This is a genomic window from Amycolatopsis sp. N2S4-7 (genome assembly GCF_058119595.1).
The window spans coordinates 1,421,877-1,444,945 of the sequence record NZ_CP172299.1 but is presented as its reverse complement, the minus strand read 5'-3'; the positions used below and the strand labels follow the sequence as shown (position 1 = coordinate 1,444,945).

The 23,069-nt window shown below is 74.1% G+C and carries 18 protein-coding genes and 1 tRNA gene; 15 read left to right on the top strand and 4 right to left on the bottom strand.

Translation table 11 applies throughout. From position 1 onward, the window contains the following. Window positions 1–4: 4 nt before the first annotated feature. The 8 genes from ACH54P_RS06590 (at window position 5) to rimO (ending at window position 14,262) form a co-directional block, all read left to right on the top strand. Window positions 5–2,998 (top strand): non-ribosomal peptide synthetase, encoded by a 2,994-nt coding sequence (locus ACH54P_RS06590; protein WP_489911427.1) that lies wholly within the window; start codon window positions 5–7, stop codon window positions 2,996–2,998. Then, a complete protein-coding gene (locus ACH54P_RS06585; RefSeq protein ID WP_489911426.1) occupies window positions 2,995–8,394 on the top strand; it encodes a non-ribosomal peptide synthetase/MFS transporter in 5,400 nt (1,799 codons plus the stop codon). The genes ACH54P_RS06590 and ACH54P_RS06585 overlap by 4 nt, the downstream gene beginning before the upstream one ends. Then, a complete protein-coding gene (locus tag ACH54P_RS06580; RefSeq protein WP_489911425.1) occupies window positions 8,391–9,653 on the top strand; it encodes an ATP-grasp domain-containing protein in 1,263 nt (420 codons plus the stop codon). Before ACH54P_RS06585 ends, ACH54P_RS06580 begins: the two co-directional genes overlap by 4 nt. Next, window positions 9,650–10,903 carry an ATP-grasp domain-containing protein gene (locus tag ACH54P_RS06575; RefSeq protein WP_489911424.1) on the top strand — a complete coding sequence of 418 codons (1,254 nt, stop codon included), beginning with the start codon at window positions 9,650–9,652 and terminating at the stop codon, window positions 10,901–10,903. Before ACH54P_RS06580 ends, ACH54P_RS06575 begins: the two co-directional genes overlap by 4 nt. Next, window positions 10,900–11,838: a TauD/TfdA family dioxygenase gene (locus ACH54P_RS06570; RefSeq protein ID WP_489911423.1), complete on the top strand. Its 939-nt coding sequence runs from the start codon at window positions 10,900–10,902 to the stop codon at window positions 11,836–11,838. Before ACH54P_RS06575 ends, ACH54P_RS06570 begins: the two co-directional genes overlap by 4 nt. Then, on the top strand, window positions 11,835–12,449 hold the full coding sequence (locus ACH54P_RS06565) for an NAD(P)H-dependent oxidoreductase (protein WP_489911422.1): 615 nt from the start codon (window positions 11,835–11,837) through the stop codon (window positions 12,447–12,449). Before ACH54P_RS06570 ends, ACH54P_RS06565 begins: the two co-directional genes overlap by 4 nt. A 134-nt stretch (window positions 12,450–12,583) precedes the next feature. After that, on the top strand, window positions 12,584–12,898 hold the full coding sequence (locus ACH54P_RS06560; RefSeq protein WP_489911421.1) for a hypothetical protein: 315 nt from the start codon (window positions 12,584–12,586) through the stop codon (window positions 12,896–12,898). Next, complete coding sequence (gene rimO, locus ACH54P_RS06555) at window positions 12,895–14,262, top strand: 30S ribosomal protein S12 methylthiotransferase RimO (protein WP_489916335.1); 1,368 nt, start codon at window positions 12,895–12,897, stop codon at window positions 14,260–14,262. Before ACH54P_RS06560 ends, rimO begins: the two co-directional genes overlap by 4 nt. Before the next feature lie 2 nt (window positions 14,263–14,264). On the opposite strand, the gene bla is transcribed toward rimO, so the two are convergent. Continuing rightward, window positions 14,265–15,176 (bottom strand): class A beta-lactamase, encoded by a 912-nt coding sequence (gene bla, locus ACH54P_RS06550; protein ID WP_489911420.1) that lies wholly within the window; start codon window positions 15,174–15,176, stop codon window positions 14,265–14,267. 108 nt (window positions 15,177–15,284) lie between these two features. On the opposite strand from bla, the gene ACH54P_RS06545 reads away from it, so the two are divergent. Genes ACH54P_RS06545 through ACH54P_RS06535 form a run of 3 tightly spaced genes read left to right on the top strand, consistent with a single transcriptional unit; the run spans window position 15,285 to window position 17,433 of the window. Further along, entirely contained in the window at window positions 15,285–16,157 is an 873-nt protein-coding gene (locus ACH54P_RS06545) for a LysR family transcriptional regulator (protein WP_489911419.1), read from the top strand. Then, a complete protein-coding gene (locus ACH54P_RS06540) occupies window positions 16,154–17,056 on the top strand; it encodes a serine hydrolase (protein WP_489911418.1) in 903 nt (300 codons plus the stop codon). Before ACH54P_RS06545 ends, ACH54P_RS06540 begins: the two co-directional genes overlap by 4 nt. A gap of 44 nt (window positions 17,057–17,100) precedes the next feature. After that, on the top strand, window positions 17,101–17,433 hold the full coding sequence (locus tag ACH54P_RS06535; protein WP_489911417.1) for an antibiotic biosynthesis monooxygenase family protein: 333 nt from the start codon (window positions 17,101–17,103) through the stop codon (window positions 17,431–17,433). Window positions 17,434–17,748: 315 nt separating this feature from the next. Here ACH54P_RS06535 and ACH54P_RS06530 read toward each other — a convergent pair whose 3' ends face one another. Further along, window positions 17,749–18,315 carry a cysteine hydrolase family protein gene (locus ACH54P_RS06530; protein ID WP_489911416.1) on the bottom strand — a complete coding sequence of 189 codons (567 nt, stop codon included), beginning with the start codon at window positions 18,313–18,315 and terminating at the stop codon, window positions 17,749–17,751. A gap of 53 nt (window positions 18,316–18,368) precedes the next feature. On the opposite strand from ACH54P_RS06530, the gene ACH54P_RS06525 reads away from it, so the two are divergent. Then, window positions 18,369–18,659 (top strand): hypothetical protein, encoded by a 291-nt coding sequence (locus ACH54P_RS06525; protein ID WP_489911415.1) that lies wholly within the window; start codon window positions 18,369–18,371, stop codon window positions 18,657–18,659. Here the strand turns inward: ACH54P_RS06525 and ACH54P_RS06520 are convergent. Both ACH54P_RS06520 and selD read right to left on the bottom strand, forming a co-directional pair. Then, a complete protein-coding gene (locus ACH54P_RS06520) occupies window positions 18,656–18,868 on the bottom strand; it encodes a DUF2795 domain-containing protein (RefSeq protein WP_489911414.1) in 213 nt (70 codons plus the stop codon). The genes ACH54P_RS06525 and ACH54P_RS06520 overlap by 4 nt on opposite strands. Window positions 18,869–18,907: 39 nt before the next feature. Further along, the gene (gene selD / locus ACH54P_RS06515) at window positions 18,908–19,900 is read right to left on the bottom strand and encodes a selenide, water dikinase SelD (protein ID WP_489911413.1); all 993 of its coding nucleotides are present in this window, start codon (window positions 19,898–19,900) and stop codon (window positions 18,908–18,910) included. Window positions 19,901–19,954: 54 nt separating this feature from the next. On the opposite strand from selD, the gene ACH54P_RS06510 reads away from it, so the two are divergent. The 3 genes from ACH54P_RS06510 to ACH54P_RS06500 all read left to right on the top strand — a co-directional run bounded on the left by ACH54P_RS06510 (window position 19,955) and on the right by ACH54P_RS06500 (window position 23,044). Next, window positions 19,955–20,049, top strand: a tRNA-Sec gene (locus ACH54P_RS06510). Next, entirely contained in the window at window positions 20,049–21,332 is a 1,284-nt protein-coding gene (gene selA, locus ACH54P_RS06505) for an L-seryl-tRNA(Sec) selenium transferase (RefSeq protein WP_489911412.1), read from the top strand. The genes ACH54P_RS06510 and selA overlap by 1 nt, the downstream gene beginning before the upstream one ends. Then, window positions 21,323–23,044: a SelB domain-containing protein gene (locus tag ACH54P_RS06500; RefSeq protein ID WP_489911411.1), complete on the top strand. Its 1,722-nt coding sequence runs from the start codon at window positions 21,323–21,325 to the stop codon at window positions 23,042–23,044. The genes selA and ACH54P_RS06500 overlap by 10 nt, the downstream gene beginning before the upstream one ends. Window positions 23,045–23,069 lie beyond the last annotated feature (25 nt).

The following is a 23,069-nucleotide window of genomic DNA, read 5'->3' as shown; positions in this document are numbered from 1 at the left end:
AGACATGACCGACACGAAGGAATGGACGTTCCCGGCCTCGTTCGGGCAGGAGCGGATCTGGCTGTCCAACCAGCTCGACCCCGCGTCCCCGGTGTACAACCTGCCCTGCCAGGTGCGGCAGGACCTGCCGCTCACGGTGGGCCAGTGGCGGGCCGCGCTCGGCGTGGTCGTCGGGCGGCACGAGGCCCTGCGCACCGCGTTCCGGATGGACGGCGGCGAGCTCGTCCAGGTGGTGCACGCCGAGGTGCCGATCGAGCCGGAGGTGCACGACCTGCGTGACCTCCCCCCAGCCGAGCGGGAGGCGAAGGCGGCCGAGCTCGCCGAGGTGATCGCCCGCCGCCCGATCCCCCTGGAGACCGCGCCGCCGTGGCGGGCCCAGCTGTGCCGGCTCGCCGACACGGCCTGGCTGCTCACCTTCGTCGTGCACCACACGGTGTTCGACGCCGGCTCGGTGGTGGTGCTGGCCGGCGAGCTGAACGAAGCGTGCAACGCGGCCGCCGAGGGGCGGCTGCCGCGGCTGCCCGAGCTCGCCATCCAGTACGCGGACTACTCGGCGTGGCAGCGCGGCCAGCTCCCGCTCGTGCGTGCCCAGCTGGACTACTGGCGCGAACGGCTGGCCGGGCTCCCGCCGGTGCACAGCCTGCCCACCGACCGGCCGCGGCCCGCGGAATTCGGGTTCGACGGCGACCAGGTCGACTTCGCCCTGCCCGACGGGCTGCTCGACCGGGTCGGCGAAGTCGGCCGCGGGCTGTCGGCGTCGCCGTTCATGGTGCTGCTGGCCGGGTACACCGCGCTGCTTTCGCGGCTGTCCGGTTCGGCCGACGTCGTCGTCGGCGTCCCGGTCGCCGGGCGCGAACTGCCGGAGCTGGCGCCGCTGATCGGCATGTTCGTCAACCAGCTGGCGATCCGCGTCGACTGCGGGGGCGAGCTGTCGTTCGCCCAGCTGGTGGGCCGGGTCCGCACCGCGGTGCTGGACGCGATCGAGCACGGCCGCGTGCCGTTCCAGCTGGTCGCCGACGAGGTGCGGCCCGACCGCGACCCGGCCGTGCAGGCGCTCTACCAGCTCGGCTTCAACTTCATCCCCGACTCGGGCATCGAGCCGGTCCGCTACGCCACGGCCAAGGACGACGTCGCGATCGACCTGACCGCGACCGGCGGCCGGCTGCTCTACCGCACGGACCTGTTCGACCGGGCCACCGCCGAGGCCATGGCCGAGCGGTTCCTGCGGCTGCTGGCCGCCGCGGTCGAGGACCCCGCGGCAGCGATCGCGGACCTGCCGCTGCTGTCGGACGCCGAGCGGGCCCAGGTCGAGGAGTGGAGCGGCTCCTCCACTGTGGACTCACCGTTGTTCGTGGCGCGCTTCGAAGCGCAGGTGCGGGAGACGCCCGAGGCCGTCGCACTCGACCTCGGTGGTGTCCGGCTGTCCTACGCCGAGCTGAACGCGCGGGCCAACCGGGTCGCGCACCGCCTCGGTGCCGGTGGGGTGGTCGGCGTGTGCGCGCCCCGCTCGGCCGAGCTGATCGCCGGCATTCTCGGCGCATTGAAGAGCGGCGCCGCCTACGTGCCGCTCGACCCCGCGAGCCCGGCCCCGCGGCAGGCGCTGATCCTGGCCGACGCCGGGGCGCGGGTCGTGCTCACCGCCGGAGATGTCACGCTCGACGGGGAGACCCTCGCGCTCGACGATCCGGCGGTGTGGGCCGGCGCGTCCGCGGAGAACCCCGAGCCCGCCGCGGGGCCCGGCGACGTCGCGTACGTGATCTACACGTCCGGCTCGACCGGACGGCCGAAGGGCGTGCAGGTCGGGCACCGCGCCCTCGCCACCTACCTGGGCTGGGCGCGCGAGGCCTACCCGAGCCTGGCGGGCCGCGCGCTGCTGCACACCTCGGTGTCGTTCGACCTGACGGTGACCACGCTGCTGGGGCCGCTGACGGCCGGCGGGTCCGTCGTGGACACCGGCCGCCCCGATTTCGTCAAGGCCACCCCGACGCACCTCGCCGTGCTGCCGGAGGAGTCCTACCCCACCGGCGATCTGGTGCTCGGCGGTGAGGCGCTGATGGGCGAGGCGGTCCGGCCGTTCTCCGGCATCGCGGTCACCAACGAGTACGGCCCGACCGAGGCGACCGTCGGCTGCGTGCTCCACCGGCTCGACGGCCCCCTCTCCGGGCCGGTCCCGATCGGCCGCCCGGCGCCCGGCACCCGGGTCTTCGTCCTCGACGACCGGCTCCGGCCGGTGCCGCCGGGGGTCGCGGGCCGGCTCTTCCTGGCCGGGCCGCAGCTGGCCCACGGCTACCTCGGGCTGCCCGAGCTGACCGCCGAACGGTTCCCCGACGGCCCGGCCGGCCGGATGTACGCCACCGGCGACCTCGCGCGCTGGCGCCGCGACGGCACCCTCGAGTACCTCGGCCGGACCGACGACCAGGTCAAGCTGCGCGGCTACCGGATCGAACCCGGCGAAGTCGAAGCCGCGCTGCGGGAGCTGCCCGAGGTGCGCGACGCCGCGGTGGCCGTCCGCGAAGGCACGTTGGTCGGCTACGTCGTCGGAAACGCCGACGGCGCCGCCGAAGCGTTGCGGCAGACCCTGCCGGAGTACCTGGTGCCGACCGTGTTCGTGTCGCTCGACGCCCTGCCGGTGGCGGCGAGCGGGAAGCTCGACCGGGCCGCGCTGCCCGATCCGCGGCTCGGCGGCGAGACGGAGTACGTGGCGCCGGCCACCGCGGCCGAAGAGCTGGTCGCCGAGGTGCTCGGCGAGCTGCTCGGCGTGGAGAAGCTGGGCGTCCACGACGACTTCTTCGCCCACGGCGGCAACTCGCTGCTGGCGATCCGCGCGATGGCCCGGATCCGCAAGCAGGTCGGGGTCGACCTCCCGGTCCGCGGCCTGTTCTCGTTCACCACGGTGGCCGGGCTCGCCGCCGAGGTCGAGCGGCGGCTGGCCGAGGACCTCGACCAGCTCAGCGACGAAGAGGTCCGGCGGCAGCTGGCCGAAGGTGAGCAGGCGTGACGACGATCGACGAAACCAGCAGCGCGGCCGCGCGCCGGGCCCTGCTGGAACGGCGGCTGCGGCGGCGCGCCGAGCCGGCCGCGACCATCACCCGGCGGCCGGACGGCGACCCCGTCCCGCTGTCGTACCAGCAGGAACGCGTCTGGTTCATGGAGCAGTTCGCGCCGGGGACGACGTCGTACAACATCCCCGTGCCGATCCGGCTCACCGGCCGCCTCGACGCCGGGGTGCTGCAGGGGGCGCTGGACGCCCTGCCGGCGCGGCACGAGGCCCTGCGGATGCGGTTCCCGGCGGGGGACGACGGGCAGCCGTCCGTCCGCTTCGAACCGGTCGTCACCGTGCCGTTGTCCACTGTGGAGGTCGCGGACGAAGACGCGGCGCGGGCGGCGGTCGCCGCGGCCGCGGCCGAGCCGTTCGACCTGGCCGAAGGCCCGCTGCTGCGCGCGACGCTGGTCAGGGTGCGCGAGGAGCTGCACGTCCTCGCCGTCTGCACGCACCACATCGTCGGGGACGGCTGGTCGGTCGACCTGCTGCTGCGCGACCTCGCGGCGCACTACCACGGCACGGCGGCCACGCTGCCGGAGCTGTCGATCGGCTACGGCGACTTCGCGCACTGGCAGCGCCGGACCCTGACCGGCGCCGAGCTGGACCGGCAGCTGGACCACTGGCAGGAGACGCTCCAGGGCGTCGAGCCCCTGGAGCTGCCCACGGACCGGCCGCGTCCGGCGACGCAGACGTTCGACGGGGCGATCCACGAGTTCTTCGTCGAGCGGGACCTCGCCCGGGCGCTCGGCGACCTGAGCCGCGCGCACGGTGTCACGCTGTTCATGACGCTCCTCGCCGCCTACCAGGTGCTTTTGGCCCGGTACTCCGGGCAGGAGGACTTCGCGGTCGGGTCGTCGTCGGCCGGGCGCGGGCTGCCCGAGCTGGAGGGCGTCGTCGGCATGTTCGTCAACATGCTGCCGCTGCGGGCCCAGCTGGCCGGCGACCCGAGCTTCACCGAGCTGCTGGAGCGGACCCGGCGGCACGTGCTCGACGCGTTCGACCACGCCGACGTCCCGTTCGAGCGGCTGGTCAACACCCTCGGCGTGCCGCGGGACGTGAGCCGCTCGCCGGTGTTCCAGGCGATGTTCGCCCTGCAGAACTACGAGATGGGCCGGATGGGCGCGGCCGGGGAGTCCGAAGTGGACTTCCGCTGGCTGCCGATGGACCTGCCCTCGACCCGGTTCGACTTCGAGTTCCACGCCATCGAGGTCGACTCCGGCCTGATCGGCAAGTTCGTGCACAACACCGCGCTGTTCGGCGCGGAGACCGTCGCCGCTATGGCCGGGCGCCTGGTCGCCCTGCTGCGCTCGGTCGTCGACGGGCCGGCGCGGCCGGTGTCCGAACTGGACATCCTGGGGGACCAGCGCGACCTGGTCCTGAACCGCTGGAACGCCACGGACGGGGACATCCCGCCGGGCACTCTCCACCAGCTCGTCGAGGCCCAGGTCGCCCGCACGCCGGCCGCACCCGCGTTGACGTTCCGCGGCTCGTCGTTGAGCTACCGGGAACTGGACGAGCGCGCCAACCGGCTCGCCCACCGCCTCCGTGAGCTGGGTGTCCGGCCGGGCACGCTCGTCGGGGTCTTCGCGCACCGGTCGTTCGAACTCGTCGTCGCACTGCTCGGGGTGCTCAAGGCCGGCGGCGCCTACGTGCCGCTCGACCCCGACTACCCCGCGGACCGGCTCGCGTTCATGCTCGAGGACGCGGCCGCACCGGTGGTCCTGACCCAGGCCGCGCTCCGGGACACGCTCCCGCCGTGCGCCGCCACCGTCGTCGTCCTCGACGACCTGACCGGCCCGGCCACCCCTCCGGAGCCGCTGGCGAGCGCCGACGACCCCGCCTACGTCATCTACACCTCCGGGTCCACCGGGCGGCCGAAGGGCGTGCCGAACGGGCACCGCGGGATCGTCAACCGGCTCGACTGGATGCAGCGCGCGTACGGCCTCGACGGGTCGGACTCCGTGCTGCAGAAGACCCCGGCGAGTTTCGACGTCTCGGTGTGGGAGTTCTTCTGGCCGCTCATCACCGGCGCCCGGCTGGTGCTGGCCGAGCCCGGCGGGCACAAGGACGCGGCCTACCTGCGTGAGCTGCTGGTCTCCGAACGCATCACGACCGCGCACTTCGTGCCGTCGATGCTCACGCTGTTCCTGGCCGAACCGGGGGTCGAGCCGATCCCGGCGCTGCGGCGGGTCGTCTGCAGTGGCGAGGAGCTGCCACTGGACACCGCCCGCGACTTCGTCCGGCGGCTGCCGCACTGCGAACTCCACAACCTCTACGGCCCGACCGAGGCCGCGATCGACGTCACGGCGTGGCACTGCACGCCGGAAGCGCTGGCCGGAGTCGCGTCCGTGCCGATCGGGGCGCCGATCCGGAACACCCGGATCTACATCCTCGACCAGCGGGGCAATCCGTGCCCGGTCGGCGTCCCCGGTGAGCTGCACATCGCCGGTGTCGGCCTGGCGCTCGGCTACCACAACCGGCCGGAGCTGACGGCCGAGCGGTTCGTGCCCGACCCGTTCCACGACGGGCGGATGTACCGCACCGGCGACCTCGCGCACTGGCGCGCCGACGGCACGATCGCGTTCCTCGGCCGCCTCGACCACCAGGTCAAGCTGCGCGGCCTGCGCATCGAGCTGGGCGAGATCGAGGCCCGCCTCCGTGAGCAGCCCGGGGTGGACGACGCCGTCGTGCTCGTCCGCGAGGACACGCCGGGAGACAAGCGCCTGGTCGGGTACGTCGTCGGTGACGCCGACCCGGGCACGCTGCGGACGGCGTTGAAGCAGGCGCTGCCCGACTACATGGTGCCGCCGTCGTTCGTCACGCTCGACGCACTGCCCCTGACGCCGAACGGGAAGCTCGACCGCAAGGCGCTGCCCGCCCCGGTCGCCGCCCGCGACGCGAGCACCCGGCTCGTCGAACCCTCGACGCCGCTGGAAGTGCTGCTCGCGGACATCTGGCGGGACGTCCTCAAGGTGGCGGAACTGGGCGTCGACGACGACTTCTTCGACCTCGGCGGCCACTCCATGCTCGCCACCCAGGTGGTCGCGCGAATCGCGAAGGCCGGGCACCAGGCGGGGGTCATGGACCTGTTCCAGCACCGGACGATCCGCGACCTGGCGTCCTTCCTGGAGGGGGACCGCGAGGAGCCGGGGCACCTGCTGTACGAGCTGACCAAGCCGGTCGCGAAGCCGACGCTGACCTACGTCTGCTTCCCGTACGGCGGCGGCAGCGCGATCGTCTACCAGCCCCTCGCCGACGCGCTGCCCGGCGGGTACGCGCTGTTCTCCGTGGCGATCCCCGGCCACGACGTCGGCCTGACCGAAGAGGCCGTCCCGTTCGACGAGCTGGTCGAGCGGCTCGCGGACGAGGTCCTGGACCGGATCGACGGCCCGCTGGCCATCTACGGCCACTGCGGCGTCGGCAACGCCCTCGCCGTCGGCGTCGCGCGCCGGCTCGAAGAACGCGGCCGCGAGCTGGCGGTCGTGCACATCGGCGCGATCTTCCCGTTCGCGCGGATCAAGGGGGCCGTCGGCACCCTGCGCACGAAGCTGGAGAAGCTGCGCAGCAACCGGTACTACGCGAACTGGCTCAAGGGCATGGGCGTCGACACCGACGACCTCGACCCGGCGCAGGCCGACCGGATCATCGGCAACATGCGGGCCGACAGCCGCGCCGCCGAGGAGTACTTCAGCGGCCTGCTCGACGCCCGCGTCGCCAAGCTGCGCGCGCCGATCATCTCGGTCGTCGGCTCGGAGGACCCGGTCACCGACTACTACGCCGAGCGCTACCGCGAATGGGAGTTCCTCACCGACCGCACCGCGCTGGTCGTGCTGGACCAGGCGGGCCACTTCTTCCTCCGCTACCGGGCGGAGGAGCTGGCCGAAATCCTCACCCGGGTGCACCCCGCGCTCGACGACCCGGGCGACCTGCACGTCTCGACCCGCGGCGAGGACGCGGGCTGGGCGGTCCACGACACCCACCGGGCCGTCGTGGACGAGAAGCCCGCGATCAAGCCGAGCATGGCCCGGTTCGTCACCGTCACCGTCGGCCAGCTGGTCTCCTCGACCGGCTCGGCGCTGACGTCGTTCGCCGTGCCGATCTGGCTCTACACGAAGACCGGCTCGGTCACCGACCTCGGCCTGCTCTGGGCCCTGGCCCTGCTGTGCGGGGTGCTGATCCTGCCGGTGGCGGGCGCGCTGGTCGACCGCGGCGACCGCCGGAAGATCATGATCGCGGCCAGTGCCGTCGCGGGGCTGATCCAGCTCGCGCTGGCGGTGCTGCTGACCGCGGGCCACCTCCAGCTGTGGTTCATCTACGTGCTGATCCCGCTCGGCTCGGTCGCGGGGTCGCTGCAGCGGATCGCCTACCAGTCGTCGGTCGCGCAGCTCGTGCCGAAGCAGTACCTCGGCCACGCGATGGGCCTGGCGCAGCTGTCCAACGGCTTCGCGCAGCTGCTGATGCCGGTGATCGCGGCCGGGCTGCTGGCCGCGATCCAGCTGTCCGGGATCCTGGTCCTCGACATGGTGAGCTACGCGTTCGCCATCGTCAGCCTGCTGTTCGTCCGGTTCCCCGACCTGCTGGGCTGGCGCCCGCGCGAACCGCTGCTGACGGCGATCGCGGGCGGGCTGAAGTACTCCTGGAACCACCGCGGCTTCCGCACCATGCTGCTGTACTTCGCGCTGGCCAACGTCTTCCTCGCGCCGGCGCTGGTGCTCGTCTCCCCGCTGGTGCTGTCGTTCGGCACGGTCACCGACGTCGCCCGGGTCGCGCTGGCCGAGGCGGTCGGCGCCGTGGCCGGCGGCATCGGCATGGCCCTGTGGGGCGGCCCGCGCCACCGGCGGATGGTCGGCGTCCTGGTCGGCAACGTCGGCATCGCGCTCGGCAGCCTGGTGATGGGGCTGCGGCCGTCGCTGGTGGTCGTCGCCGCCGGGGTGTTCCTGCTGGCCGCCGCGATGGCGGTGTCCCAGGGCATCTACGCGACGCTGGTGCAGGTCAAGGTGCCGCAGCGGTTCCACGGCCGGGTGTTCGCGATCAACCAGACGATCACCTGGTCCACGCTGCCGATCGGGTTCGCCGTGCTGGCGCCCCTGGCCGTCGGCTGGTTCTCGCCGCTGCTGGCCCCCGGCGGTGCGCTGGCCGGATCGGCCGGCTCCGTGCTGGGCACCGGGGAAGGCCGCGGGGTCGGGCTCGCCTACGTCGTCTACGCGCTGGTCCTGCTGCTGGTCAACGCCGGCGGGTTCGCCGTGCGGCTGCTGCGGCGCTTCGACACCGAGGTGCCCGACTCGCTGCCGGACGACCTGGTCGGCGCGCAGGAACGGGAGCGCAAGCTCGCCGGGAAGGAGGCCGCGTGAGCGTCGTGGTGCTGATCAGGGAAGCCCGCGGGCACTGGGTCGGCGAGGTCGCCGCCGCCGTGCACGCGGCCGGCCACCGCGCGGTGCTGCTCGCACCGCCGGTGGACGCGGCCGAGCGCGCGTCGCTCGCCGCGGTGGTGGACGACGTGGTGGCGGTCGGCGACCTCTTCGACGCCGAAGCCGTCGCCGCGAAGATCCGCTCGGAGTTCGGCTCGCCCGCCGCCGTGCTGACCGGTTCCGACGGGGCCATCGCGAGCACCGCCCGCGTCGCCGAGCTGCTCGGCGTCGCCCGCTGCCCGGCCTCGGTGTTCGCCCTGTGTGCGAACAAGTCCGCCGTCCGGGAGGCCCTGGCCGCGGCCGGGCTGCCGGGTCCCGGGTTCGCGCTGATCTCGTCGGCTTCGGAGGCGGCCGAGGTGGCGGCGCGGGTCGGGCTGCCGGCGATCGTCAAGCCGGTCAACGGCGCCGGGAGCAACCTCGTCCGCACGGTGTCCACCGTGGAGGAGCTGGCGGCGGCGTACGAGCTGCTGGCTTCGCGGCTGCCCGAGTCCGCGGACCCGCGCTACCACCGGCCGCTGGGCACCCTGGACCCGGCGTCGACGTTCCTCGTCGAAGGGTTCCTGAACGGCCCGGAGTACGCGGTGGACGTGCTCGTCCGCGATGGCGTCGCCGAACCGGTGGAGATCCTCGACAAGCCGCTGATCGACGAGCGCAAGTTCGAGCTGGCCCTGTCCTGCCCGCCGGCCGGGCTCACCGGGGAGCGGGCCGAACTGGTGACTTCCGCGGCTTCGGCGGCGGTTCTCGCGCTGGGACTGGACAACACGGTCGCGCACGTCGAGGTGATCGACGACGCCGAGCGGGGGCCGACGATCGTCGAGGTCAACGCGGGCCGCCCGGCGGGGTCGATCATGCCGCTGCTGGCCAAGCTGCGCACCGGCATCGACGTCTTCGCCGAGCTGACGGCGCTGGCGCTCGGCGCACCGCCGCCCGCGCGGGAACCGGCGAAGCTGCCGATCCCGCTGGGCATGCTGATCCTGTACGCCTCGGGCTCGGGCACCCTGACCGGGATCGGCGGGCTCGACGAGGTCGCCGCGCTGCCGGAGGTCGTCGACGTCGTCACCACGGTCTCGCCCGGCCAGGTGCTCACCGACGAGCAGGAGACCTACGCGGTGAACCTCGTCGTCGCGGGGTTCGCCGACCACGAAGACCTCGCCGCGCTGCACGCGGAGGCGAGCAAACTGATCCGGCTGGAGGTCTCGTGAAGACCGCGTTCGTCGTCCGCGAGACGCGCGGGCACTGGATCCACGACGTCGTCGCGGCGGTCCGCCGGGAAGGGTTCCGGGTCGAGCTCGTCACCGAACCCCTCGACGAGGCCGAGCTCCCGGCGGAGCTGGACGGGTGCGTCGTCGTCCCCGATGTCCGGGACGCGGCGGCCGTCGCCGAAGCCCTGCGGGACCGGGAGCCCGCCGCGGTGCTCACCGCCGCCGAGGGCATCATCGCGAGCACCGCCCGGGTTGCCGAGCTCCTCGGCGTCGCCCGCTGCCCAGCCGACGTGTTCACGGTGACGCACAACAAGTTCGCCGTCCGGCAGGTGCTCGCCGGGGTGGGGCTGCCGGGGCCGCGGTGCGCGTTGTTCGCCGACCCCGCCGACGCCGCGAAGATCGCCGAGGAGGTCGGCCTCCCGGCGATCGTCAAGCCCGTCAACGGCGCGGCGAGCACACTGGTGCGCACGGTGTCCACAGTGGAGGAACTAACGGCGGCCTACGAGCTGCTCGCCACCCGGCTCCCGGAGAACGCGGACGCGCGCTACCACCGCGTGCTGCCGGGGGCGATCGACCCGCTGCGGGTGTTCCTGGTCGAGGGCTTCCTCGACGGCCCGGAGTACGCGGTGGACGTGCTCGTCCGCGACGGCGTCGCCGAGCCCGTCACCGTGGTCGGCAAGCCGCTGATCGACGAGCGGAAGTTCGAGCTGGCCATGGTCTGCCCGCCGTTCGGGCTGGCTCCCGAGCGGGCGGCGGCCATCAGGAAGGCGGCCGCCGACGCCGTGCTGGCCCTGGGGCTCGACCAGACGTCCGCCCACGTCGAGGTGATCGACGACGCCGAGCTCGGACCGGTGGTCGTCGAGGTCAACGCCGGGCGCCCCGCCGGGGGAGCGCAGCCCGCGCTGCTGAAGCTCGCCACCGGCATCGACGTCACCGCCGAAGCCGTCTCGCTCGCCCTCGGCACCCCGCCGCCCGCGCGGGGCACCGGCCTGCCCGTGCCGGTCGGCTACCTGGTCGTCTACGCCGACGGCACCGGGCGGCTGGTGCGCGTCACCGGCACCGAGGAAGTCGCCGCGCTGCCCGAAGTCCTCGAAGTCGTCACCATCGTCTCGCCCGGCCAGGTGCTCACCGACAACCAGGAGATCTACGCGGTCAACGTCCTCGTCGCCGGGTTCGCCGACGCCGACAACCTGGCCGCGCTGCACGCCGAGGCCGCCAAGCTTGTCCGATTCGAACTGGAGGAGTCATGACCGCCGATCTCGCGGCGCCGCTGGGGCAGCTCGAAGGCAACGAGCACACTCGCATCGCCCTCTACCCGGCCACCGACCTCGCCTGGGTGGAAGCGCACCTGCCGCAGCTCCGGCAGCACCTGCGCGACCACGGCGCCATCCTGCTGCGCGGGCTGCCGGTCGACCTCGACCTGTTCAACCGGGTCACCGAGACGATCGGCGGGGCGCTGCTCACCTACACCGAGCGCTCGACCCCGCGCTCGGCCGTGGCGGGCAACATCTACACCTCGACGGAGTACCCGCCCGCCGAGTCGATCCCGATGCACAACGAGAACTCCTACTCGGCGAGCTGGCCGGCGCGGCTGTTCTTCCTGTGCGACACGGCCGCGGAAACCGGGGGAGCCACGCCGATCGCGGACAGCCGGGCGATGTACCGGCTGCTGCCGGAAGACCTCCGGGAGCGGTTCGCCGGCGGCGTCACGTACGCGCGCGCGTTCCGCGAGGGGCTCGGGCTGACGTGGCAGGAGGCGTTCCAGACCGAGGACCGCGCGGTCGTCGAGGACTACTGCGCGCGCAACGGACAGACGCACCAGTGGACCGAGGACGGCCTGCGCACGCGGCACGTCCGGCCGTCCTTCGTGGAGGAACCGCACACCGGGGACACCGTCTGGTTCAACCAGGCCAACCTGTTCCACGTTTCGAGCCTCGGCGAAGAGGTGAGCGAGGCGCTGCTGGAGCTGTACCCGGAGGAGGATCTGCCACGCAACGCCTACTTCGCCGACGGCAGCCCGATCCCGGCCGCCGACCTCGAGCAGATCCGCGAGGTCTACGACGAGGTGAGCTACGCCTTCCCGTGGCAGGCCGGCGACATCATGGTGATCAACAACATGCTGATGGCGCACGGCCGCGAGCCGTTCACCGGGAAGCGGCGCATCCTCGTCGCGATGACCGGATGACCGCGCCGGTGATGGTGCTGCTCGCGCACCCCCGGCCCGGCAGCTTCAACCACGCGCTCGCCGAGCGCGTCGTCGGCACGCTGACGGGGGCCGGGGTGCCGGTGCGGTTCCACGACCTCTACGCCGAGGGCTTCGACCCGGTGCTCACGGCGGAAGAGGCGTACACCAGCGGGACCCGGGCGGAGGAGTTCCTGGCCGCCGAACCGGACCCGCTGGTGCGGCGGCACCGCGAGGAGCTGCGGGACGCGGGCGGGCTCGTCGCGATCCACCCCAACTGGTGGGGCAAGCCGCCGGCGATCCTCAGCGGCTGGCTCGACCGGATCCTCGTCCCCGGGGTGGCGTACCGCCTCGGCGACGCCGGCGGCGCGCCGGAGTCGCTGCTCGCCTTGCGGCGGCTGCTCGTGGTGAACACGTCCGACACCACCGAGGAGCGCGAGCGGACGCTCTTCGGCGACCCGCTCGACGCCATCTGGCGGCGCTGCCTGGCGCCCTACCTCGGGGAACCGGAGGTGCGCCGGCTGGTGCTGCGGGTGGTGGCCGGCGCCGGTTCGCCCGAGCGCGGCGCGTGGCTCGACGACGTCGAAGCGGAGGTGCGACGGCTCTTCGGGTGACCGGCTTGCCGGCGGTGACCGGCTTTCCGGTGGTCATTGACCGGTTCCGGCCACTTCCGGTGAAGTCCTTGAGCGGGTTTCCGGCCGCGTGCGATTCTCGGGGCGACCGTCACCGGACTCACCGAGGGGGCACCGTGAGCATGCTCGAGCGGATGGCCGAAGAACGCCGTCGCCGTCAGGGAACCACCCCGGAGGCCGCGGCCGGGCAGCAGTGGGGGACGTGCGTCAGCGTCCGGGAAGCCGGTGACCGGCGCCGCCGGATCGCCCGCGTGCTGCTGGCGAGCGGCATGGTGATCACCGCCTACCTGCCGCTGGGCGCCGTCGTGCCCGCGGTCGACTCGCCGGTGCTGGTCCAGACCAAGGCGATCGGTGACGGGCCCAAGGGCAACTCGGTCGTCGTGTCGGCGATCGGCGACCAGCCGCCGCACGGCGACATCGTCGCGTACTGACCGTGGTGCGCACCGTCTCCCTGGTCACCTTGGGCTGCGCGCGCAACGAGGTCGACTCCGACGAGCTGGCCGCGCGTCTCGGCGACTCGGGCTGGCGCGTCGCCGAGCCCGGTGCCGAGGCCGACGTCGTCGTGGTGAACACCTGCGGCTTCATCGAAGCGGCGAAGAAGGAGTCCATCGACGCGGTCCTCGCCGCCTCCGGCAAGGGCGCGAAGGTCGTCGCGGTCGGCTGCATGGCCGAGCGCTACGGCCGTGAACTCGCCGACGCGCTGCCGGAAGCCGACTCGGTGCTGTCGTTCGACGACTACCCGGAGATCGGCGACCGCATCGAAGACGTCCTGCACGGGAAGACCCACCCGGCGCACACCCCGCGCGACCGGCGGACGCTCCTGCCGATCACGCCGGTGCAGCGGCCCGCCGCGGTGGCCGCCCACGTGCCGGGGCACGGGCCGGCCAGCGGCCCGCGGGTGCTGCGGCACCGGCTCGGTGGCGGCCCGATCGCGCCGCTCAAGCTCGCGTCGGGCTGCGACCGGCGCTGCACGTTCTGCGCCATCCCGAGCTTCCGCGGCGCGTTCGTGTCGCGGCCGCCCGCCGAGATCCTCGCCGAAGCCGAGTGGCTGGCCGGCCACGGCGTGCGGGAACTGGTGCTGGTGAGCGAAAACTCGACGTCGTACGGGAAGGACCTCGGCGACCTGCAGGCGCTGGAGAAGCTGCTGCCGCGGCTCGCCGCCGTCGTCGACCGGGTCCGGGTGAGCTACCTGCAGCCGGCCGAGCTGCGCCCCAGCCTCGTCGAGGCGATCGCCGGGACACCCGGCGTCGCGCCGTACTTCGACCTTTCGTTCCAGCACGCCAGCGGCCCGGTGCTGCGCCGGATGCGCCGGTTCGGCGACCGCGAACGGTTCCTGCAGCTGCTCGACCGGGTCCGGACGCTCGCGCCGGAGGCCGGCGTGCGGTCCAACTTCATCGCGGGCTTCCCCGGCGAGACGGACGCGGACTTCGCCGAGCTGAAGCGGTTCCTGGAGCAGGCGCGCCTGGACGTCGCCGGCGTGTTCGGCTATTCGGACGAGGACGGCACGGAAGCCGCCGCCCTGCCGGACAAGGTGCCGGCCGCCCTGCGCGCCGAACGCGTCGAAGAGCTGTCGGTCCTCGCCGACGAGGTGGGTGCCCGGCGCGCCGGGGAACGGATCGGCTCCGTCGTCGAGGTGGTGGCCGGAACCGGCGGCCACGGCTGGGCGGCGCACCAGGCGCCGGAACTCGACGGCCACGTGACGTTCCCCGCCGGCGCCCCGGAACCGGGTGCGCTGGTCCGGGCCGAGGTCACCGGCGCGCGGGGCGTCGACCTCGAAGCGCGGCTGCTCCCGTAGCTTCAGCGGAAGCCGTCGAGGGCCAGCTTCGCCGCCTGCGCGATGAGCCGGTCGTCGTGGGAAGCGTCCTTGGTCTTCCGGTCGGACAGGACCACCAGCACGATCGGCGCGCGCCCCGGCGGCCAGACGACCGCGATGTCGTTGCGGGTCGCGTAGGCGCCGGTGCCGGTCTTGTCGGCGACGGCCCAGCCCGCGGGGGCGCCCGCCCGGATCAGCGCCGCGCCGGTGCGGTTGGCGCGCAGCATGTCCGTGAGGATGGTCCGCTTCTCGGGCGGCAGCGCGGAGCCGAGGGTGAACGCGCGGAGGTCGGTGGCCATCGCGCGCGGGGTGCTGGTGTCCCGGACGTCCCCTGGCGAGAGGTCGTTGAGGCCGGGTTCGATCCGGTCGACGTGGGTGGTCGTGTCCCCGATCCCGCGCAGGGCGGCGGCGAGCCCCGCCGGCCCGCCGAGCTCCCGGAACAGCAGGTTCGCGGCGGTGTTGTCGCTGTAGCGCAGGGCCGCGTCCATCGCGTCGCGCAGCGAAACGCCGGTGGCGACGTGCTTCTCGGTGACCGGCGAGTTCGCCTGCAGGTCCGCCCGCGTGTACGTCAGCACTTTGCCGAGGTCCGGGAGGCTCGTGCGCTGGAGCACCGCCGCGGCCGAGAACGCCTTGTGCGTCGAGGCGTAGCCGAAGCGCTCGTCGGCGCGGTGGGCGAATTCGCGGCCGGAGCCGGTGTCGACGGCGTACACGCCGAGGCGGGCGTCGAACTCGCGCTCGAGCGGCGCGAAGTCCGGCTGGGGGGCGGTGGCGGCCGACGACGTTGATGCCGGTGTCGGCGTCGGCGCGGGGGGCACCGGGGCTTCGGCGGCGCAGGCGGTGAGCGACACGAGGACCAGCGCGGCGAGCGCGGCCCGCCTGACGTGGGGGAACGACACGGTGCTTCCTTCCGGGACTTGATCGGCAACCGCAGTCTCGCGAAGTTCGCTCATGCTGTCGAAGACGGAAGTGAGCGGTTCGATGCCGAAATCGCATAGAGTGGGGTCGTGGACCTGGTCGGCGGCTGCAGGGCGTTCGTGAGCGTGAGTGAGACGGGGAGCTTCACGGCGGGCGCCGCGGTCGCGCGCATTCCGCAGCCGGTGGCCAGCCGGCGCATCGCCGCGCTCGAACGCCACTTCGGCGAGCGGCTCTTCGACCGCTCCACCCGCCGGGCGCGGCTCACCTCGTTCGGGCGTGACGTGCTGCCGTCGGCCCGCCGGCTCGTGCAACTCGCCGACGCGATGGAACACGACGCGAAGCGCGCGCGGCTGCGGCCGATGCGGGTCGCCGTGCCGGACACCTGCGGGGTGCGTGACCTGGCCGAACTCGCCGCGGAGGCCCGCGCCCTGGAGATCCACCTGGAGTTCCGCGCCGCGGCGCCGGGGGAGCGGGCCGAACTCGTCCGCGTCCAGGAGGTGCGGGCCGCGCTCACCGCCGTCCCGGCCGAGGAGGGGGTGTGGTCCGTGCCCCTGGGGCTGGCCGGGGTGACCCGGCCGCGGGGGCGGGTGGTCCACCTGGAGACGCTGCGCGCCGGCCGGTCCGCCGCCGGGCCCCGCCGCCACGTCTGGATCCAGCCGGAGGACGACGTCCCGCACGTCCGCGACCGCGTGCTGCGGGTCCGGGACGCCGTCGGGCTGCCACCCGCGCAGGTCGCCGTGGCCGGGTCGCTCACGTCGGCGGCCGCGGGCGTGTTCGGCTCGGCGGACCTGCTGCTGTGCTCGGCCGCGCAGGCCGGCGAGCTGGGGCTGCACTGGCGGCCGGTCGGCGAGCTGGATCTCGCGCGCGGCTTCGCCGTCGCCGCCGCGCTGGGCGAGGACGCCGACCGGCTGCGCACGGTGCTGCACGCGGCCGTCGGGCGCTGCCTCGGGGCCGGCCGATGACCGCGGAAGCGCTGGTCCGGGACCTGCGGGCGGAGCTGGACGAGGGCGGGCTGCGCGGGTCATTCCTGGTGCGCGACCTGGAGTCCGGTGTCGAGCTCGGGATCGACCCGGACCGCCCGTACCCGATCGCGTCCCTGGTGAAGGTGCCGCTCGCGGCGGCGACGCTGGAGCGCATCCGCCGTGGCGAACTCGACGGCGCGACGCAGATCGAGGTGACGCCCGGCGGCGTCACGACGCCCGGGCCGATCGGGCTGACGCGGTTCCGGCACCCGGCCCGGGTCGCCGTCGACGACCTGGTCTACCTGAGCACGTGCCTCAGTGACGGGGCGGCGGCCGACGTCCTGTTCGACCTGACGCCCCCGGCCGATGTCTCGCGGATGCTGGCGGAGTGGGGCTTGCGCGGCATCGCGGTGCGCCACCCGATGCGCGACCTCGTCGACACGCCGGCCGAGCGCTTCGGCGACGGCGAGGTCGACCTGGCCCATTCCCTCGCCATCGGCGCGGGCACGGCCGGGCAGGGGCACCGGCTCGCGCAGCTCGACGTCACGCGCGCGAACGCCGGCTCGGCGCGGGCGCTGCTCGACCTGCTGCAGGCACTGTGGACGCCGTCGAAGATCGATCCGTCGGTGGCGGCGGGGGTGCGGGGGCTGATGGCCCACAACGTGCTCCGCCACCGCCTGACCCCCGACTTCGCCTCCGACGCGGCCCGGTGGTCGTCGAAGACGGGGACGCTGCTGAACATGCGGCACGAAGCCGGCGTGGTCGAGCACGCGGACGGCGGCGTGTTCGGGGTGGTGGCGCTGACGGAATCGAGGGTCCCGGCGGTGCTCCAGCCCGAGGCGGACGTGCTCATGGCCCGGGTGGCCCGCGCCCTGCGCGACCACCTGCGCGCGGCGTGAGAAAACCGCTTGGGTGAGGGGATTTCCCGCCCTAGGCTCCGGCGGTGTCCTTCACCAGACCCGAACCGCCGTACTACGCGGTGATCGTGAGCAGCGCTTTGGACGAGCCCAACCTCGACGGCTACGCGGAGATGGACGCGCGAATGGCCACGCTGGGCCGAGCCCAGCCGGGCTACCTGGGCCGCGAGTCCCGAACGGACACCGACGGCCGCGAGCTGACGGTGCTGTACTACCGCGACGCGGAGTCGATCGAGGCGTGGAAGCAGCACCCGGAGCACCTCGAAGCCCAGCGGCGTGGGCGGGAGCAGTGGTACGCGGATTACCACATCGAGGTAGCCCGGGTGGAGCGCGCGTACGGCTTCAAGCGGCGGGAGTAGCAGCGGCGGCAGGGGTGCACCCGATGCGGGGAATGGGGTGCACCCCTTGCGCCCCAAGCCGATCTCGGCTGCGTCCGGCGCGCGGGCCATCGCTCGGTGCATTGGTCCGCGCCCCCATCGGGCTTCCCTTGCGCCACTGCGGGTTCGGTTGCGTCTGGCGGGCCGGGGGAGGCCCTCGGGGCGCGTGCCTTGCGCCCCGAGGGCCTCCTCGGCGGCGCCTGGCGTGCCGGAACTCGCCTCAGTGCATTCCCGTTCCCGCACAGCCCCGGCTACCTCCGGCGTCCCCTTCGCCTCAACCCGGCCCCAAAGCCGCCCTCAGGCCGGAGCCTTCACCGCGAAATCCACCTCCTCCGTCAGCACCGTCCCCGCAGTCCGGCCCGGGGCGGTCTGAAACTGCCAATACAGATTCGTGTGCGCCACCACCTGACCCGGCAACGGCGCCCCATACGCCGACAGATCCTCCGTCGTGTGCGCGTCGGCGACCAGAATCGCGTCGTACCCCCGCGTCAACGCGCCGTGCAGGGTGGAGCGGATGCACGCGTCCGTCTGGGCGCCCGCGACCACCAACCTCCCGACACCCCGCGCCGCCAGCACCGCTTCCAGGTCGGTGTCCTCGAACGAGTCGCCGTACGTCTTGTGCACCAGGGGTTCCGTCTCGTCGCGCACCAGTTCCGGTACGTACTCCCACGTCGAGGTGCCCCGCGGCAGCTCGTCGCTGGTGTGCTGGACCCACACCACCTCCACCCCGGCCGCGCGGGCCTTGTCCACCAGGGTCGCGATGTTGGCGATGACGGGGGCGCGGTCGTGGGCGGCCTGCATCACCCCGTTCTGCACGTCGATGACGAGGAGAGCGGTGGCGGGCCGGTCGGTCAGCGTGGTCATGGTGCCACCATAAACACCGGCACCGACAGTTTCCGGAAGTAGCATGGCCCGCCATGGACTACGGGATGCTGTTGCTCGGGGTGGTCGTGCTCGTCGCGGTCGTCGCACTGGGGTCTTCGGCCACGGACCGCAGGCTCACCCGCGTCGACCGCCGGCTCGCGCGGGTGGAACGGAAGCTGGACGCGATCGCCGACCGGCTCGGGGTCGCCGTCGACGATCCCGAGCTGGCCGAGGTCACCGCGCTGCTGCGCCAGGGCAAGAAGATCCAGGCGATCAAGGCCTACCGCGAAAGCACGGGCGCGGACCTGAAGGAGGCGCGCGACGCCGTGGAGCGGCTCGCCTAGGGTGCCCCGCCGATGTGCTTGGCGGACACCGCCTCCCAGACGGCGTCGAAGTTCTCGTACCGGTCGCTGCCGGGCAGGCCGCCGAGCGAGCCGAGCACGGAGTCGCCGCCGCCGGCCGCGGCCGCGCGGCGCAGGAGCTCGTCGCGGCCGCAGGGGTATTCGGCCTCGGCCAGGTGCCGTTCGAAGCTGGCTCGGTCCTGTTCAGACATGGTGGTCACGTACCCGGCGCGAGCGGCGCGGAAACACCGTCAGCCGACGACGATCGTGTGGTCCGAGCGCGGTCCCAGCGTCCCGATCACGGGGTGACCGGGCAGTTCCCCGGCCACCAGCAGCCCGCCGGACGTCTGCGCGTCGGCCAGCAGCAGCGCCTCGTCCTCGGTGATCCGGGACAGGTCGGCGTGCGGCCGCACCCAGTCGAGGTTGCGCCGGGTGCCGCCGCTGACGTACCCGTCGCGCAGGGCTTCGCGCGCGCCGTCGAGGTACGGCACGGCCGCCGCGTCGAGGTGGGCCGTGACGCCGCTGGCCCTGGCCAGCTTGTGCAGGTGGCCCAGCAAGCCGAAGCCCGTGACGTCGGTGGCGCAGACGGCCCCGGCGGCGAGCGCGGCGCGGGCGGCGGCGTCGTTCAACGTCGTCATCGCGTGGATGGCCTGCTCGAACCGCTCGCCGGTGGCCTTGTGCCGCGAGTTGAGCACGCCGATCCCGAGCGGCTTGGTGAGCGTCAGCGGGACGCCCGCGCGGCCGGCGTCGTTGCGCAGGAGCCGCGCGGGGTCGGCGATCCCGGTGACGGCCAGGCCGTACTTCGGCTCGGGGTCGTCGATGCTGTGCCCGCCGGCGAGGTGGCACCCCGCCTTCCCGCAGACGTCGAGGCCGCCGCGCAGCACCTCGGCGGCCAGCTCGAACGGCAGCGTCTCCCGCGGCCAGCCGAGCAGGTTGACGGCCACGACCGGCGTGCCACCCATGGCGTAGACGTCGGAGAGCGCGTTGGCCGCGGCGATGCGGCCCCAGTCGTAGGCGTCGTCGACCACGGGGGTGAAGAAGTCCGTCGTCGCGATGAGCGCGGTGCTCCCGGAGATCCGGACCGCGGCCGCGTCGTCCCCGGTGTCGAGGCCCACGAGCAGTTCGCCGGCCGGGTCGGCGGGCGCGGCGCCGGTCAGGCCGCGGACGGCCGCCTCCAGTTCGCCGGGCGGGATCTTGCACGCGCAGCCGCCGCCGTGCGCGTACTGCGTCAGCCGGTACTCCACCGGTTCATCGTGCCCGCCGGGCGCGGAGTTGGCAGGATGGCAGCCATGGCTCAGGGAGGCGTATCCGGCCTGGTGACCGGCACGGTCTTCAAAACCGGTGAGCGGCAGGTCCTGCCGCTGGCGGGTTCGATTCCCGTCCGCCTCCGCCATGCCTGACCCCCGCCGGGCGATCCCGCGCACCGACGCCCTCTTGGCCGAGCCCCGGATCGCCGGGTTCGCCGGGACCCTCGGCCGCGACCTGGTGAAATCCGTCGTCGTCGCAGCTCAAGAGGCGGCGCGGGCCGGGGAGATCGCCCCGGCCGACGTCGTCGGCACCGTCCTCGCGCGGCTCCCGGCGAGCGCGTCCTCGCTGCGGCCGGTGGTCAACGCGACCGGCGTCGTCGTGCACACCAACCTCGGCCGGGCCCCGCTTTCGGCGGCCGCGCTCGACGCCCTGGCGGCCGCCGGCGGGGCCACCGACGTCGAATTCGACCTCGCGACCGGTGACCGCGCCCGCCGCGGCCGCGGCGCCCTCGCCGCGCTGGCCGCGGCCGTGCCGGACGCCGGGGCCGTGCACGTCGTCAACAACAACGCCGCCGCCCTGCTGCTCTGCGCGCTCGCCATGGCCCCGGGCCGCGAGATCGTCGTCAGCCGGGGCGAGCTGGTCGAGATCGGTGACGGATTCCGCATCCCGGACCTCCTCGCGTCGACCGGCGCCCGGCTGCGCGAGGTCGGCACGACGAACCGGACGACCGCCGGTGACTACGCCGCCGCGCTCGGCCCGGACACCGGGTTCGTCCTCAAGGTGCACCCGTCGAACTACCGGGTCACCGGCTTCACCGCGGAGGCCACGCTCGGCGAGCTGGCCGGGCTCGGCGTGCCGGTCGTGGCCGACATCGGCTCCGGTCTGCTCGAACCGCACCCCCTCCTGCCGGACGAGCCGGACGCGGCGACCGCCTTGAAGGCGGGTGTCACGATCGTCACGGCCAGCGGCGACAAGCTGCTCGGCGGCCCGCAAGCCGGCCTGCTGCTCGGCGACGCGGACGTCGTCGAACGGCTGCGGCGCCACCCCGCCGCGCGGGCCCTGCGCGTCGACAAGCTCACCCTCGCCGCCCTCGAAGCGACCCTGCGCGGGCCGGAACCCCCGGTCCGCGCCGCCTTGGCCGCATCCGCCGAAAGCCTCCGAATCCGGGCCGAAGCCCTGGTCAGCACCCTGGACGGCGTCGACGCGCAGGTCGTGCCCTCGGTGGCGGCCGTCGGCGGCGGGGGCGCGCCCGGCGTCGAGCTGCCCAGCGCGGCGGTGAGCCTGCCCGCCCGGTACGCGGCCGCGCTGCGGACCGGCGACCCCGCGGTGGCCGGCCGGGTCGTCAAGGACCGGTGCCTGCTCGACCTGCGGACCGTGCGGCCGGAGGAAGACGCGAAGCTGCTGGAAGCCGTGCGCCGATGCGGGTGATCGTCACCGCCGGGCACGTCGACCACGGGAAGTCGACGCTGGTGCGGCGGCTGACCGGGATGGAGCCGGACCGGTGGGCAGAGGAGCGCCGCCGCGGGCTCACCATCGACCTCGGCTTCGCGTGGACCCGGATCGGCGGCGAGGACGTCGCCTTCGTCGACGTGCCGGGCCACGAACGGTTCGTGCCGAACATGCTGGCGGGGGCCGGGCCGGCGCCGGCGGTGCTGTTCGTCGTCGCCGCGGACGAAGGCTGGATGCCGCAGTCGGCCGAGCACCTCGCCGCGCTCGACGCGTTCGGCGCCCGGCGCGGCCTGCTCGTCGTGACCAAGGCGGACCGGGCCGATCCGGCGGCCGCGACGGCCGCGGCCCGGCGCGAGATCGCGGCGACGTCGCTGGGCGCCGTGCCGAGCGTCGCCGTCAGCGCGACCACGGGAGCGGGCCTCGACGGCGTGCGCGCCGCGATCGGCGAACTGACCCGCGGCCTGCCGACGCCCGATCCGGGCGCCGACGTCCGGCTGTGGATCGACCGCGCCTTCACCGTCTCGGGGGCGGGCACGGTCGTCACGGGCACCCTCGCGGCCGGGACGATCGCCGTGGGCGACGAACTGCTCCTCGGGACCGTGCGGGTGAAGGTCCGCGGCCTGCAGGCGCTCGGCGAACCCCGCGAGCGCGTCGAGGCCGTGGCGAGAGTGGCGGTGAACCTGCGCGGCACCGCGCGCGGCGACGTCCGGCGCGGCGACGTCCTGCTCACGCCCGGCCGGTGGCGCACCACGGCCGGGTTCGATGTCCGGCTGCGCGGCGCGGCCGCCGCCGACCTGCACCGGGACCTGGTGCTGCACCTGGGCACGGTGGCGGTCCCGGTGCGGGTCCGTCCACTCGGGACGGACACCGCGCGGCTCACCACGGCCACCGCGCTCCCGCTGCGCGTCGGGGACCGCGGGCTGGTGCGCGACCCCGGCGAGCACCGGATCGCCGCCGGGTTCGACGTCCTCGACGTCGACCCGCCGCCGCTGACCCGCCGGGGCGCGGCGCGGGCCCGGGGGAGCGAACTCGACGACCCGGACCTCGCCCGGACGTACCTGCGCCGCCACGGTTTCGCCCGGATCGAGGACTTCACCGCGATGGGCCTGCCCGAACGGGGCGAACGGCTGGGCGGCTGGCTCGCCGACCCGGACCGGTTCGCCGGGCTGCGCGCGGAGGCCGCCGCCCTCGTGCGCGGGTGGGACAGCGTCGCGGCCGGCATGCCGGTCGAAGCCCTGCGGCAGCGGCTCGGCCTGCCCGCGCCGGAGCTGGTCGTCCCGCTGCTGGGCGCCGGGTTCGAGGTCGCGGGCGGGCTCGTCCGGCGCCCCGGGGCCGGGCCGGCGCCGGCCCTCGAGAAGGCGCTGCAGGTGATCGAGAAGCAGCTCGCGGAACACCCGTTCCGCGCGCCGGAAGCGGACGAGCTGCGCGCACTCGGCCTCGGCCGGAAGGAACTGGCCGCCGCCGTCCGCCTCGGCCGGTTGACGGCGGTCGCGGAGGGCGTCGTGCTCGGGCCGGACGTCGAAGAGCGGGCCGCGGCGGCGCTGCGCGCGCTGCCGCAGCCGTTCACGGTGTCGGAGGCGCGCCGGGCCCTGGACAGCACCCGCCGGGTGATGATCCCCCTGCTGGAACGCCTCGACGCGGCGGGCCGGACCGAACCGCTCGGCGACGGCACCCGCCGCACGGGTGGTTAGACCTGCGAACGCCGGGTATCGCTAC

What these genes read in the sequence shown, in the direction of transcription:
- ACH54P_RS06590 (WP_489911427.1), top strand. Translation starts at nt 5, where the DNA reads ATGACCGACACGAAGGAATGGACGTTCCCGGCCTCGTTCGGGCAGGAG.
- ACH54P_RS06570 (WP_489911423.1), top strand. Translation starts at nt 10,900, where the DNA reads ATGACCGCCGATCTCGCGGCGCCGCTGGGGCAGCTCGAAGGCAACGAG.
- ACH54P_RS06565 (WP_489911422.1), top strand. Translation starts at nt 11,835, where the DNA reads ATGACCGCGCCGGTGATGGTGCTGCTCGCGCACCCCCGGCCCGGCAGC.
- ACH54P_RS06540 (WP_489911418.1), top strand. Translation starts at nt 16,154, where the DNA reads ATGACCGCGGAAGCGCTGGTCCGGGACCTGCGGGCGGAGCTGGACGAG.
- ACH54P_RS06530 (WP_489911416.1), bottom strand. Translation starts at nt 18,315, where the DNA reads ATGACCACGCTGACCGACCGGCCCGCCACCGCTCTCCTCGTCATCGAC.
- ACH54P_RS06525 (WP_489911415.1), top strand. Translation starts at nt 18,369, where the DNA reads ATGGACTACGGGATGCTGTTGCTCGGGGTGGTCGTGCTCGTCGCGGTC.
- ACH54P_RS06520 (WP_489911414.1), bottom strand. Translation starts at nt 18,868, where the DNA reads ATGTCTGAACAGGACCGAGCCAGCTTCGAACGGCACCTGGCCGAGGCC.
- selA (WP_489911412.1), top strand. Translation starts at nt 20,049, where the DNA reads ATGCCTGACCCCCGCCGGGCGATCCCGCGCACCGACGCCCTCTTGGCC.
- ACH54P_RS06500 (WP_489911411.1), top strand. Translation starts at nt 21,323, where the DNA reads ATGCGGGTGATCGTCACCGCCGGGCACGTCGACCACGGGAAGTCGACG.